This window comes from Streptomyces sp. NPDC015130 (genome assembly GCF_043080005.1).
Lineage (GTDB): Bacteria > Actinomycetota > Actinomycetes > Streptomycetales > Streptomycetaceae > Streptomyces.
This window is the reverse complement of record NZ_JBIBVC010000025.1, coordinates 21363-35631: the sequence shown is the minus strand read 5'-3', so window position 1 is coordinate 35631 and position 14269 is coordinate 21363. Positions and strand designations below refer to the sequence as shown.

General features: G+C 72.2%; 8 protein-coding genes and 1 pseudogene. 7 read left to right on the top strand and 2 right to left on the bottom strand.

Annotation, left to right across the window (positions count from 1 at the left end):
* From ACF08F_RS35100 to ACF08F_RS35085, 4 genes and pseudogenes are all read left to right on the top strand, one after another.
* A pseudogene (locus tag ACF08F_RS35100) lies at positions 1-816 on the top strand (hypothetical protein); the annotation flags it as partial.
* 298 nt (positions 817-1114) lie between these two features.
* Positions 1115-2491: an ABC transporter substrate-binding protein gene (locus tag ACF08F_RS35095; RefSeq protein ID WP_392302600.1), complete on the top strand. Its 1377-nt coding sequence runs from the start codon at positions 1115-1117 to the stop codon at positions 2489-2491.
* An 8-nt stretch (positions 2492-2499) separates the two neighbouring features.
* On the top strand, positions 2500-3909 hold the full coding sequence (locus ACF08F_RS35090; RefSeq protein WP_392302599.1) for a carbohydrate ABC transporter permease: 1410 nt from the start codon (positions 2500-2502) through the stop codon (positions 3907-3909).
* Positions 3906-4823, top strand: a complete 918-nt coding sequence (locus ACF08F_RS35085) for a carbohydrate ABC transporter permease (protein ID WP_392302598.1) — start codon at positions 3906-3908, stop codon at positions 4821-4823. Before ACF08F_RS35090 ends, ACF08F_RS35085 begins: the two co-directional genes overlap by 4 nt.
* 40 nt (positions 4824-4863) lie before the next feature.
* Here the strand turns inward: ACF08F_RS35085 and ACF08F_RS35080 are convergent, their stop codons facing one another.
* Positions 4864-5463 (bottom strand): TetR/AcrR family transcriptional regulator, encoded by a 600-nt coding sequence (locus ACF08F_RS35080; protein WP_392302597.1) that lies wholly within the window; start codon positions 5461-5463, stop codon positions 4864-4866.
* A 140-nt stretch (positions 5464-5603) separates the two neighbouring features.
* On the opposite strand from ACF08F_RS35080, the gene ACF08F_RS35075 reads away from it, so the two are divergent.
* From ACF08F_RS35075 to ACF08F_RS35065, 3 genes are read left to right on the top strand one after another with little or no spacing between them, the layout of a single operon-like run.
* Entirely contained in the window at positions 5604-6593 is a 990-nt protein-coding gene (locus ACF08F_RS35075) for an ABC transporter permease (RefSeq protein WP_392302596.1), read from the top strand.
* Positions 6586-7392 (top strand): ABC transporter ATP-binding protein, encoded by an 807-nt coding sequence (locus tag ACF08F_RS35070; protein WP_392302595.1) that lies wholly within the window; start codon positions 6586-6588, stop codon positions 7390-7392. The genes ACF08F_RS35075 and ACF08F_RS35070 overlap by 8 nt, the downstream gene beginning before the upstream one ends.
* Positions 7393-7422: 30 nt before the next feature.
* Positions 7423-8787 (top strand): glycosyltransferase 87 family protein, encoded by a 1365-nt coding sequence (locus ACF08F_RS35065; RefSeq protein WP_392302594.1) that lies wholly within the window; start codon positions 7423-7425, stop codon positions 8785-8787.
* 97 nt (positions 8788-8884) lie between these two features.
* Here the strand turns inward: ACF08F_RS35065 and ACF08F_RS35060 are convergent, their stop codons facing one another.
* Positions 8885-13849 (bottom strand): NAD-glutamate dehydrogenase, encoded by a 4965-nt coding sequence (locus ACF08F_RS35060; protein ID WP_392302593.1) that lies wholly within the window; start codon positions 13847-13849, stop codon positions 8885-8887.
* Positions 13850-14269 lie beyond the last annotated feature (420 nt).

The following is a 14269-nucleotide window of genomic DNA, read 5'->3' as shown; positions in this document are numbered from 1 at the left end:
CCGGTTGCCGGAGAGGGCGGTTCCCGGGCGCGGCCCGCGGCCGGGGACGGGTTCCTGGCCGACACACCCAGCGGGCGGCTGCCCCGGCGCGAGGGCGGGACCCTGGACGACCGTCCGAGCAGCCGCACCCTCCGTACGGGCGACGGCGACCTCACCGGCCGCCCGAGCGGACGCGTACCGCACCCCGCGGGCGAGCAGCCGGGGCCGGCCGAGCAGGCGGGCGGGCGGATTCCGCGGCCCGCCGCCGGGGAGCCCGGCTCCGCCCGGGCGGCGGGCGCCGGGCCGCTGCCGCGGCTCGTCGTCCTCGTCGACGACTTCGACGCCCTGGTCGCCCCCGCGCTCGGCGCCTCCGGCCGGCCGGCCGCCGGGTCCGTCGTACGGGCCCTGGAGGCCGTCGCCCGGCACGGCGAGCGACTCGGGGTCCACCTCGTCGCGACCTCCTCGCGCCCGGACCGCACGGCCGACACGGAGCTGGCCCACGGGGCCCGGCTGCGGATCGTGCTCGACGCGCCCCCGGTGACCGCGGGCCCGGACGTCCCGGCCGCGGGGCGGGGCAGGCTCGGCCATCCGGACGGCCGCGTGACCCCGTTCCAGGCGGGCCGCGTGACCGGCCGCATCCCGCGGACGGCGACGCTCCGCCCGGTCGTCGTCCCGCTGGAGTGGGAGCGGATGGGCGACCCGCCCACCCGTCGCCCGGTCCGCGAGCTGGGGAACGGCCCGACGGACCTGGCGCTCCTCGCGAGCGCCCTGGACCGGGCGGCCCGTTCGGTGGAGGCGACGCCCATAGCGCCGCTCGCACCCGCCACCCGCGCCTGACGAGAGGCCCGACGAAGGACCTGCCGGGGAGCCGCCGGAGGGCGGCCGAGACGCCCTCCGGAACCCCCACCCGGCATCCGCCGAGGCATCCACCGCGGCACCCGCCGAGGCGTCACCCAGGTGCTCGCCGAGGTGTCACCCAGGTGCTCGTCAGGCACCCTCCCAGAGACTTGACGGCACGTCACGAGGGCATCACGATCGCCCACTTGGCACGGAAGGCGGTATTGCGGGGGCTCCGGCACCCGGCGTAGACCTGTCGGCACGGGACAGCGACGCGCACGGGAGAGACGGGGCAGCGATGCGTACAACTCTTCGTCCACGCAAGGCCGCAGTGACCATGACGGCGCTCACCGCGCTCACCGCACTGGCCCTCGCGGCCTGCGGTGGGGGCGGTGGGGACGGCGGCGGTGCCGACAAGGATCCGGGAAGCGCCTCGCCCTCCCCCGGCGGTTCCCTCAAGGGCGAGAAGATCGAGGTCGCCGCCGTCTGGACGGGCCCGGAGCAGGAGAACTTCACCAAGGTCCTGCGGGAGTTCGAGAAGCGCACGGGCGCGACCGTCACCTTCGTGCCCGCCCAGGACCCGATCGTGAACTTCCTCGGGACGAAGATCGCCGGCGGCTCGCCGCCCGACGTGGCGATGCTCCCGCAGGTGGGCGCGATCCAGCAGGCCGCCGCCCAGAAGTGGCTGAAGCCGGTCGGCCCCGAGGCCGAGGCGCAGCTCGCCGCCAACTACTCGCCCGGCTGGCAGCGGCTCGGCGCGGTCGACGGCACCCAGTACGGCGTCTACTTCAAGGCCGCCAACAAGTCGCTGGTCTGGTACAACACCGCGGTCTTCGAGAACGCGGGCGCGACCGAGCCGAAGACCTGGAAGGAGTTCCTCACCACCGCCGAGACCATCTCGGCCTCCGGCGTCACCCCGGTCTCGGTCGGCGGCGCGGACGGCTGGACCCTCACCGACTGGTTCGAGAACGTCTACCTCTCCCAGGCGGGCCCCGCCAAGTACGACCAGCTGGCGAAGCACGAGATCAAGTGGACGGACCCCTCCGTCGCCGCGGCCCTCACCACGCTCGCCGAGCTGTTCGGGAAGCCCGCGCTGCTCGCCGGCGGCACGAGCGGCGCGCTGCAGACCGAGTACCCGGTCTCGGTCACCCAGACGTTCACGGGCGGCGACCAGCCCAAGGGCGCGATGGTCTTCGAGGGCGACTTCGCGGCCGTCAACATCGCCCAGACGAAGGCGAAGATCGGCACGGACGCGAAGGTGTTCCCGTTCCCGGTGGTCGGCGGCGGCACCGCTCCGGTCGTGACGGCCGGCGACGCGGCCGTGGCGCTCAAGGACACCAAGGGCGCCCAGGCGCTCCTCGCCTTCCTCGCCTCCCCGGACGCGGCGCGGATCTGGGCGGCCGAGGGCGGTTTCCTCTCCCCCAACAAGAACCTGGACCCGGCCGCGTACCCGAACGACGTCCAGCGCGAGATCGCCAAGGCGCTGATCGGCGCGGGCGACGACTTCCGCTTCGACATGTCGGACCAGATGCCGCAGTCGTTCGGCGGGACCCCGGGCAAGGGCGAGTGGAAGGCGCTCCAGGACTTCCTGAAGAACCCGAAGGACGTCGCGGGGGCGCAGGCGCGGCTGGAGGCGGACGCGGCGAAGGCGTACCGGGCCGCCGCGAAGAGCTGAGGCCCGGCATGCCGAGGACCTCTCGCACCGACACCGCGGGCACCCCCGGGAACACGGGCAGGAGCGCCGCCCGGGACAGGGACGGAAGCACCACCCGGATCGGGGACGGGAGCGCCGTCCGGGGCAGGAAGCGGAGCCGGGCGGTCGCGGCGGGGTTCCTGCTGCCCGCGCTGCTCCTGCTCGGGGCGCTGGTCGTCTACCCGATCGGGTACTCCGTCCACCGCTCCCTCTTCGACCGGTCCGGCTCCTCCTTCGTGGGCCTGGACAACTACCTCGCGCTCGTCACCGACGACTCGCTCCGCACCGCGGTGCGGAACAATCTGATCTGGCTGGTTCTCGCCCCCGCGGTCGCCACCGTCCTCGGTCTGCTGTTCGCCGTGCTGACCGAACGCGTCCGCTGGGGAACGGCGTTCAAACTGGTCGTCTTCATGCCGATGGCGATCTCGATGCTCGCGGCCGGAATCATCTTCCGGCTCGTCTACGAGCAGGACCCGGACCGGGGCGTCGCCAACGCCGTCTGGGTCGGGGTCCACGACACCTTCGCCGAGGCCTCGGGCTTTCCCCGGGCCCGGCCGCTCCCCGTGCACCCGCTCACGGCGGCCGGCGGCGGCGCGTACGTCACCGAGGAGGCGGTACGCGCCGGGGAGCCCGTCCGACTCCCGCTGGTCGGGGTGGCGCCGGACCGGATGCCGGAGGAGGCCCGCCCGGCCCGCGAACCGGTCGCGCCGCCGGCCGGCGGGGACACGGTCACCGGGACGGCCTGGCTGGACTTCACCAGGGGCGGCGGCGGGCGGCCGAACGTCGTCGACCCGGCCGAGCTGGGCCTGGCCGGGCTGCGGATCGAGGCCGTACGGGACGGCAAGGTGGTCGCCACGGCCACGGCGGCGGCCGACGGCACCTTCGACCTGCCCGCCGACAGCGCCGACGGAGCCGTGCTCCGTCTGCCCGCGAGCAACTTCCGGGAGCAGTACGCCGGTGTGGAGTGGCTGGGCCCCTCGCTCGTCACGCCGGCCGTGATCGGGGCGTACGTGTGGATGTGGGCCGGCTTCGCGATGGTCCTGATCGGGGCCGGGCTCGCGGCCGTCCCGCGCGAACTGCTCGAAGCGGCTCGGGTGGACGGGGCGAACGAGTGGCACGTGTTCCGCCGGATCACGGTCCCGCTCCTGGCCCCGGTCCTCGTGGTGGTCCTCGTGACCCTGATGATCAACGTGCTCAAGGTCTTCGACCTGGTCTTCGTCATCGCGCCGGGCTCGGCGCAGGACGACGCGAACGTGCTCGCGCTCCAGCTGTACCGCTCGTCCTTCGGCACGGACGCGGACCTCGGGGTCGGCTCGGCCATCGCGGTCGTCCTGCTCCTGCTGGTGCTGCCGGTGATGGCGGTCAACATCCGTCGCATCCGAAGGGAGACCCGCCGATGACGTCCCCTGCCACGAGGACCTCTCCCGCATCAGTGCCCAGGACGTCTTCCGCCTCTGCCCCGAGGACCTCCCCCGCGTCCCGGATCGCGGCGCGCGCGGCCGGCGGCGCGGTCCGGGTCCTCCTCGTCCTGGCCGGCCTGTTCTGGCTGCTGCCGACGGCCGGCCTGCTCCTCTCCTCCTTCCGCTCGCCCTCCGACATCGCGGGGAGCGGCTGGTGGGAGGTGTTCACGGCCCCGGCACAGCTGACCACCGAGAACTACGCCGAGCTCCTCGCGAACGGCACGATCACCGGCTCGCTCCTCTCCACCGTCCTGATCACCGTCCCGGCCACGCTGCTCGTCCTCCTCCTCGGCTCGTTCGCCGGGTACGCCTTCGCATGGCTGGAGTTCCCGGGCCGGGACTGGTGGTTCCTGGGTGTGGTGGCCCTGCTCGTGGTCCCGGTGCAGGTCGCGCTGGTCCCGGTGTCGAAGCTCTTCGGCGCGGTCGGGCTCTTCGAGACGACGCTCGGGGTCGTCCTCTTCCACACGGCGTTCGGCCTGCCGTTCGCGATCTTCCTGCTGCGGAACTTCTTCGCGGAGATCCCGCGCGAGCTCCTGGAGGCGGCGCGGCTCGACGGGGCGGGCGAGGTGCGGCTCTTCACCCGGGTGGTGCTGCCGCTCGGCGGCCCGGCGATCGCCTCGCTGGGGATCTTCCAGTTCCTGTGGGTGTGGAACGACATGCTGATCGCGCTGATCTTCGCGGACTCGCAGTCGCCGCCGATCACGGTGGCGCTCCAGCAGCAGGTCCGGCAGTTCGGCAACAACGTGGACGTGCTGGCGCCGGGGGCGTTCCTGTCGATGGTCGTGCCGCTGGCGGTGTTCTTCGCGTTCCAGCGGCAGTTCGCGTCGGGGGTGATGGCGGGGGCGGTGAAGTAGCCCCGGCGGGCAGACGTCCGAGGCCGGCGGCCCCAGGCCCTCAGGCGCGCAGCGCCGCCACCGCCGCGCGGGCGAGCCCGTCCACGTACCCCTCGGGCAGCGGCGTGCGGACGACGACGAGGCGCCAGTAGAGCGGCCCGACGACGAGGTCGAGGGCCTCGGCCGGGTCGGTGCCCTCGGGGAGTTCACCGCGGGCGACGGCCTCGCGGACGATGCGGGCCATGACGCCCTGCTGACCGTCGAGCAGCGCCTCCCGGATGGCGTCGGCGATCTCCGGCTGCCGCGCCGCCTCGACGAGCAGGTCGGGGATGACCTGCGAGGCGATCGGGTGGCGCAGGGCGTACGAGGCCATCTCCAGGAGCGCGCGGACGTCGCCGTCCAGGGAACCGGTGGCGGGCACCGGCACGCCCTGGGCGGCGAAGGCGCCGACGAGGTCGAGGACGAGCGCGAGCTTGGACTTCCACCGCCGGTAGACGGCGGTCTTGCCGACGCCCGCGCGGCGCGCGATGCCCTCGATGGACATCCGGGCGAAGCCGACGGCCGCGAGCTCCTCGAAGACGGCGTCACGGATCGCCTCGGTCACGTCCTCGCGGAGTACGGCGGCTCCGGCGGGGGTGCGGCGGGGGGTCGGTTCGGTCATGAACGGCATCCTAACCAACGGCGACGTTACGACGATACGGTTGCGTTCCGACGTAAGGGCGTCCTAGTCTCCACGTAGCGACGATACGGACCCGTTCCATCGCCGACGATGCCCACACCCCTCGTCGAAAGCGCCCGCCCGTGACCACCACTCCGACACTCCCCGCAGCCGGGGCGCACGCGCCCACCGCACGGGAACCCGCCGACCGGACCCTCGCCGCCCAGGAGGGACCCGCCGCCCGGCCACGCACTCCCGCCCCCGAGACCGACCTCCGCGCGCTCGCCCTGCGCCACGGCCTGACGGTCAGCGGCGCCCGCCCCTCGCTCCCCGCCTACGTCCGGCAGCTCTGGTCCCGCCGCGACTTCATCGCCGCCTTCGCGACCGCCCGACTCACCGCCCAGTACAGCCAGGCCCGCCTCGGCCAGGTCTGGCAGGTGATGACCCCGCTGCTCAACGCGGCCGTGTACTACGCGATCTTCGGCGTCCTCATGAACGCCGAGCACGGCGTCCCCGACTACGTCCCGTTCCTGCTCACCGGCATCTTCGTGTGGACCTTCACCTCCGACACGGTCCTGGCCGGCACGCGCGCGATCAGCGGGAACCTGGGCCTGGTCCGGGCCCTGCACTTCCCGCGCGCGAGCCTCCCGATCTCCCTCGTCCTCCAGCAGCTCCAGCAGCTCCTGCTCTCGCTCACCGCGCTCGTCGTGATCCTCGCCTGCTGCGGCGAGTTCCCCGCCCGGAGCTGGCTCCTCGCCGTCCCCGCGCTGCTCTGCCAGGCCCTGTTCAACACCGGCGTGGCCCTCGCCCTCGCACGGCTCGCGGCCCGCACCCCGGACATCAGCCAGCTGATGCCGTTCGTGCTGCGCACCTGGCTGTACGCCTCCGGCGTCATGTGGTCGATCCAGAACCTCGCGAGCAGCGGCCGCTTCCCGGACGCGGTGGTGCTGGTGCTGCGGTGCAACCCGGCGGCGGTCTACATCGACCTCATGCGCTTCGCGCTGATCGAGAGCTACACGGCGGCCCAGCTGCCGCCGCACGTCTGGGCACTGGCCGTCGGCTGGGCCCTGCTCGCCTTCTCGGGCGGCTTCATCTGGTTCTGGAAGGCGGAGGAGACGTACGGCCGTGGCTGACACCCGGGAATCCCCCACCCGCACCCCGACGGTCGTCGTGGACGACGTCCACATCACCTACACCGTCCACGGCGGACGCCCCGGCGGCCGGGGCAGCGCCACCGCCGCCCTCGGCCGGATGCTGCGCCGCGGGCGCACGGCTCCGGCCGGCCGCCTCGTCCACGCCGTGAAGGGCGTGAGCTTCGCCGCGTACCGGGGCGAGGCGATCGGCCTGATCGGTTCGAACGGGTCCGGGAAGTCGACGCTCCTGAAGGCCGTCGCGGGCCTCCAGCCCGTCGAGCGCGGCCAGGTCTACACCCACGGTCGGCCCGCGCTCCTCGGCGTCAACGCGGCCCTGATGGGCGATCTGACCGGCGAACGGAACGTGGTCCTGGGAGGCCTCGCGATGGGCATGAGCCGCGCGGAGGTCCGTGAACGCTACGACGGGATCGTCGAGTTCTCCGGGATCAACGAGAAGGACGACGCCATCTCCCGCCCCATGCGGACGTACTCCTCCGGGATGGGCGCCCGGCTGCGCTTCTCCATCGCCGCCGCCCGGAGCCATGACGTCCTGCTCATCGACGAGGCCCTGTCGACCGGCGACGCGCACTTCCGGCGGCGCAGTCAGCGGCGGATCGACGAACTGCGCGCGGAGGCGGGGACGGTCTTCCTGGTCAGCCACTCGAACTCCACCGTCACGGAGACCTGCGAGCGCGCGCTGTGGCTGGAGGCGGGAACGCTGCGGATGGACGGTCCGGCGAAGGAGGTGGTGGCGGCGTACGAGGAGTTCACGGCGACAGTGGGCACCAAAGCAGAGTAAACAAGACATTCCGGACTACAGTGCGGAGGGATGACGAACGAGCACCCGCAGCCGCCACGCCGGGCCCGGACCGACCCTCCGCCACCCGCCACGCCCCGCTCCGCCACCGCGCCGGCCGCACCCGCCGCGCCCCCTCCACCGTCCCTGACCGGGTCCCCCTTCGACTCGGACACCTTCACCTCCGCCACCTTCGTGACGGTCGGCCGCGGCCCCACGCTCGCCCTCGCCGCCGTCTGGCTCCTCACCCGCGTCGGCATGCTCGTGCTGCTCCTGCGCGACGACCTCGGCATCGGCGGGGTCGCCCGCGAGGTGGACCTCTACCGGCACTGGTACGGGCAGTTCGCGAACGGCACCTTCCCGCCGGGCGACGTCACCTGGCAGTACCCGCCCGGCGCGGGCCTGGTGATCATGGCGCCGGGCCTCCTGCCCTCGCTCACGTACTTCCAGGCCTTCGTCGCCCTCGCCCTCCTCGCCGACGCGGCCGTCACCGTCGCCCTCGCCCGCGCCGACAGCGAGCGCGTCACCCACGGCGCCTGGTACTGGGTCTGCGGCCTCCCGCTCCTCCTGCACCTCCCCCTCGCGCGGTACGACGTCCACACCACCGCCCTCGCCGTCCTCGCCCTGCTCGCCGTCAACGCCCGCTCCACAGGGGCCCATCAGATCGGCGGGGCACTCGCGGGGATCGGCGCCATGGTCAAGGTCTGGCCGGCGCTCACCCTGATCGGCACGCCCCGGGGCCGTACGACGCGCGAGGCCTGGACCGCCGCCGTCACCGCCGCCGTCGCCCTCGTCGCCACCCTCGCGCTGTTCTTCTCCGGCTCGTTCGGCTTCCTCCGCATGCAGGGCAACCGCGGCATCCAGGTCGAGTCGCTGGGCGGCACGGCGCTCGCGCTTGCCGAGGCCACCGGGATCTGGCCCGGCCGGATCGAGTTCCGCTACGGCTCCTTCGAGTACGTCGGCCCGTACGCCTCCACCCTGGGCCATCTGGCGCTGCTGCTCAGCGTCGCCGCCCTGGGCTGGCTGCTGCTCTGGCGGGTCCGGGCCCGCCGCTGGACCCCCGCGACCCCGCTCGACGCGGCCTTCGCCGCCGTCCTGCTCTTCACCGTCACGAGCCGGGTCATCAGCCCCCAGTACATGGTCTGGCTCCTCGGCCTCGCCGCCGTCTGCCTGACCTCCCGCCGGACCGTGATGCGCCCCGCCGCCCTGCTGCTGCTCCCGGCGGCGGCGCTGAGCTCGCTCGCGTACCCCGTCCTGTACGCGGAGATCCTCGCCGGCACGCCCTCAGGCATCGCCGTCATGATGGTCCGCAACAGCCTGCTCCTCGCGGCCGCCATGATCGCCGCCCACCGCCTGTGGACCTCCACGGTCACCGACCCGCCCGAGCAGACCGACTGAGAGCGGCAGCGGAACGAGGAGAAGGGCCCCGCCGAAAACCGGCGGGGCCCTTCTCTACCGAACTACCAGCTGACTCGCCGACTAGCCGACTAGCCGACTAGCTGTGCGAACGCAGCAGCGTGCGCATCGTCCGCATGGCCACCGACAGGTTCGCCAGGTCGAAGGTGTCCGAACCCTGGATCTCCTCCAAGGTCGTCCGCGCGCGGCCCAGGATCGCCGCGTTCTTCTCCTCCCAGGCCTTGAACCGGTCCTCCGGGCTCGACGTGCCGTTGCCGGCCGCCAGCACGTCGGCGGTGAGCGCCGCGTGCGCCGCGAAGAGGTCCTCGCGGATCGAGGCACGGGCCATCGACTGCCAGCGGTCGCTGCGCGGCAGCTCGATGATCCGGTCCATGAGGTCGGTGATCCGCAGCCGGTCGGCCAGGTCGTAGTAGACCTCGGCCACCGCGAGCGGCTCCTTGCCCGTCCGGTCCGCGATCGCGACGATGTCGAGGATCGGGAACGCGGACGAGAAGCCGGCGACCCGCAGCGCGAGCTCCTCCGGCACGCCGACCTCGGTCAGCTCGGCCACGATCGACTGGTACCACTCCAGGTCCGCGCCGCGCAGCAGCTCGGGCAGGCGGCCCCAGACCTCCTCCACCCGGTCGGCGAAGAACTCGATGGTCTCGCCGATCTGCAGCGGCTGCGGCCGGTTGTTGAGCAGCCAGCGGGTGCCGCGCTCGACGAGCCGGCGGGAGTGCAGCCGCATTCGGGTCTGGACCTCGGCGGGCACCTGGTTGTCCAGGGCCTCGACGGCGTCCCAGACCTGACCGAGGCGGAAGACGACCCGGGCCGAGGTCTGCGCGCGGACGATCTCCTCGATCGACGCGCCGGTCTCCTCGCGGAGGCGGTGCAGGAAGGTCGAGCCACCGGTGTTGACGGTGTCGTTGACCAGGACCGTGGTGATGATCTCGCGGCGCAGGGCGTGGTTGTCGACGGCCTCGGTGAACTTCTCGCGCAGCAGCGTCGGGAAGTACGCGTGGAGCAGCCCGCGCAGGTACGGGTCGTCCGGCAGCTCCGTACCGATCAGCTCGTCGGCCACCGTGATCTTGGTGTACGCGAGGAGGACGGCGAGCTCCGGCTGGCTCAGACCGCGGCTGTTGTTGAGCAGCTCGCGGATCTGCCGGTCGTTGGGCAGGAACTCCAGCTCCCGGGAGAGGCTGCCGTCGCGGCCCAGGCGGCGCATGAAGCGCTGGTGGGCGTGGAGCAGCGAGGGCGACTGGGTGACGGCGTTGGCGAGGGCCGTGTTCTGCGCGTAGTTGTTGCGCAGGACGAGCTTGCCGACCTCGTCCGTCATCTCCGCGAGGATCTTGTTGCGCTGCTTGACGGTCATGTCGCCCTCGGCGACGAGCCCGTTGAGCAGGATCTTGATGTTGACCTCGTGGTCGGAGGTGTCGACGCCGGCGCTGTTGTCGATGGCGTCGGTGTTGACCTTGCCGCCGATGCCCTCGGGGCCGCCGGTGCGGGCGAACTCGATGCGGCCCAGCTGGGTCGCGCCGAGGTTGCCGCCCTCGCCGATGACCTTGGCGCGGACGTCCTGGCCGTCGACGCGGATGGCGTCGTTGGCCTTGTCGCCGACGTCGGCGTTGGACTCGGCCGAGGACTTGACGTACGTGCCGATGCCGCCGTTCCACAGCAGGTCGACCGGCGCGTGGAGCACGGCCTTCATCAGCTCGGCCGGGGTCATCTTGGTGACGCCGTCCTCGATGCCGAGGGCGGCCCTGACCTGCGCGTTGATCGGGATGGACTTGGCGCTGCGGGGGTGGATGCCGCCACCGGCGGAGAGCAGCGAGGTGTCGTAGTCGGCCCAGGACGAGCGGGGCAGGTCGAAGAGGCGGCGGCGCTCGGCGTACGAGACGGCCGCGTCCGGGTTCGGGTCGATGAAGATGTGCCGGTGGTCGAACGCGGCGACCAGCCGGATGTGCTCGCTGAGCAGCATGCCGTTGCCGAAGACGTCGCCGGACATGTCGCCGACGCCGACGACCGTGAAGTCCTCGGTCTGGGTGTCGTGGCCCAGCTCGCGGAAGTGGCGCTTGACGGACTCCCAGGCACCGCGGGCGGTGATGCCCATGCCCTTGTGGTCGTAGCCGGCGGAGCCGCCGGAGGCGAAGGCGTCGCCGAGCCAGAAGCCGTACGACTCCGCGACCCCGTTGGCGATGTCGGAGAAGGTCGCGGTGCCCTTGTCGGCGGCGACGACGAGGTAGGTGTCGTCCTCGTCGTGGCGGACGACGTCGGCCGGCGGCACGACCTCGCCCGCGACCAGGTTGTCGGTGATGTCGAGCAGCGCCGAGATGAAGGTCTTGTAGCTCTCGATGCCCTCGGCGAGCCAGGCGTCGCGGTCCACGGACGGGTCCGGGAGCTGCTTGGCGACGAAGCCGCCCTTGGCTCCGACGGGCACGATGACGGTGTTCTTCACCATCTGCGCCTTGACCAGGCCGAGGATCTCCGTACGGAAGTCCTCACGGCGGTCGGACCAGCGCAGACCGCCTCGGGCGACCTTGCCGAAGCGCAGGTGGACGCCCTCGACGCGGGGCGAGTACACCCAGATCTCGAAGGCGGGGCGCGGGGCCGGCAGGTCGGGGATGGCCTGCGGGTCGAACTTCATCGACACGTAGGAGTGCGGGGCGCCGTCGGCCGACTGGAAGAAGTTGGTCCGCAGCGTGGCCTTGATGACGGTGAGGAAGGAGCGCAGGATCCGGTCCTCGTCCAGGCTCGCGACCTGGTCGAGGGCGGCGTCCAGCTCCTCCAGGAGCGCGTCGATCAGCTCGGTGCCGGCGCGCTGGCGCTCCGGGGCCATCCGGGCCTCGAAGAGGTTCACGAGCAGCCGGGTGGTGTGGACGTTGTTGCGGAGGGTGTCCTCCATGTAGTCCTGGCTGAACGTGGCACCGGCCTGGCGCAGGTACTTGGCGTAGGCGCGCAGCACCATGGCCTCGCGCCAGTTGAGCCCGGCGGAGAGGACGAGGGAGTTGAAGTTGTCGTTCTCGGCCTCGCCCGTCCAGGTGGCGGCGAAGGCCTCCTGGAAGCGCTCGCGGGCGTCGTCGCCGAGGTACTCGCCGCCGTTGCCGGTCGTGACGGGCATCCGCAGACCGAAGTCGTAGACCCAGGCGCGGGTGCGGTCGGCGCAGCGCAGCTCGTACGGGCGCTCGTCGGTGACCTCGACGCCGAGCCGGTTGAGGACCGGCAGGACGGCGGAGAGGGAGATCGGGTCGCCGGTCTTGTAGATCTTGAAGCGGCGCTCGCCGGGGCCTGCGGCGACCGGCTCGTAGAGGGAGAGCGCGAAGTCCTTGCCGCTGGCGGTGAGGGCCTCCATGCGCACCAGGTCGGCGACGGCGGCGCGCGGGGAGTGGTCGGCCTTGTAGCCCTCGGAGAAGGCGTTGGCGTAGCGGCGGAGCAGCTCGGCGGCGCGCTCCTCGCCGAACTCGGCGTTGAGGGCCTCGCCGAAGCCGTCGGACCAGGAGCGGGCGGCCTCGACGAGCCGGGACTCGATGCGGTCGACGTCGGCGTCGGTGAGCTTCGCCAGCTCGGTGCCGGGCTCCACGCGGACGACGAAGTGCAGCCGGGAGAGGATCGACTCGGTGTTCCAGGCGGTGAAGTCGACGCTGGTGCCGTCGAGCTCCTCCTTCAGGATGTCGATGATCCGCAGCCGGACGCGGGTCGTGTAGCGGTCGCGCGGCAGGTAGACGAGGGCCGAGTAGTAGCGGCCGTACTCGTCCTGGCGCAGGTAGAGCCGCAGCCGGCGCCGCTCCTGCAGGTACAGGACGCTGGTGACGACGGACTGGAGCTGGTCGGCCGGGGTCTGGAAGAGCTCGTCGCGCGGGTACGTCTCCAGGATCTGGAGCAGGTCGCGGCCGTCGTGGCTGTTCGGCGAGAAGCCGGCGCCCGCGAGGACCTCCTGGACCTTGCGCTTGACGACGGGGACGCGGCGGACGGACTCGGTGTACGCGGCGGACGAGAACAGGCCGAGGAAGCGGCGCTCGCCGATGACGTTGCCGTCCGCGTCGAACTTCTTCACGCCGACGTAGTCGAGGTACGAGGGGCGGTGCACGGTCGCCCGGCTGTTGGCCTTCGTCAGGATCAGCAGCTTGTGCTCGCGCGCCTTGGCGCGGGCGTCGGCGGGCAGCCGGCTGAAGGAGGGCGAGACCGGGTGGGCGTGGTGGCCCTCGTCGTCGCCGGAGTGCTGCGGGTCGGAGCGCAGGATGCCGAGGCCGGTGCCCGGCACGGCGGACAGGGCGTCGCCGTTGACGAGCTCGTACTCGCGGTAGCCGAGGAAGGTGAAGTGGTCGTCGGCGAGCCAGCGCAGCAGCTCGCGGGCCTCGTCCACCTCGGTGGGGCGCAGGTCGGAGGCGGTGGGCTCGTCCGGAAGGCCGTCGGCGATCCGCAGCGCGGCGTCGCGCATCTTGTCCCAGTCCTCGACCGTCTCGCGGACGTCGGACAGGACGCGGAGCAGGTCCGCGGTGATCTGCTTGAGGTCGGCGCGGTCGGTCTCGCGGTCGATCTCGACGTGGATCCAGGACTCGGTGAGCGCGTCGTGCGGCAGCTCGCCCTCGATCTGGGCGGCCAGGACCTCGATGAGCTTTCCGGTGACGTCACGGCGGACGAGGACCTGCGGGTGGATCACGACGTGGATGCCGCGGCCCTGGCGGGAGAGCTCGTTGGTGACGGAGTCGACGAGGAACGGCATGTCGTCGGTGACGACCTCGACGACGGAGTGGCTGCTGGTCCAGCCGTTCTCCTCCTGCGTCGGGGTGTGGACGCGCACGTTCGCGGTGCCCTGCGGGCGGTTCTCCGCGAGCCGGTAGTGAGAGAGCGCGGCGCCGAACACGTCGACCGGGTCCCGGTCGCCGAGGTCCTCCGGCGCGGTGTGCAGGTAGTAGCGCTGGAGGTACTCGAGCACCGTGTCCCGGTCCGGCTGCTCACCGGCACCCCCCGGGCCCGTCGGAAGTCGCCCCCCGACCGGGCTGTGCTCAGCTACCCGAGAGGCCCTTTCGAGCAGCTCGGCCTTGGCTTCGTCCAGCTTGGTCTGCATGTCCTCTGACTCCTGTCGCGCGCCGTTGCGTGACGTCGGTGGAAGAAAGGGCACAACGCCACGACGCGGTGGTACCGATCGAAGACGACGTTATGCCCGGATGAGAGATGCCCGGGTCGTTATCGGCCACGGAACGCGGCACGCCCGGACGGAGAGGATCGGCGAACGCGCCGTCGGCCCGGCCACTGTCACGGGCCGGGCGGCAGCCGGGGGCTTCGCTGCCCCCACGGCGTATCGCGCTGATCACGGCAAAAGCCTATCGCTCTCGCACCCCGAACCGTCATGAGCCGTATGCGTACAAAAGAGCGGGCCAAGTTTGACGATATGGACAGCGACACGTGTCCTCTTGGCAAACCGGCCCGCCGGGGGCAGCGTGTACGCAAGCATGGACACAGCACGACAGACCGACCATCTGTGACC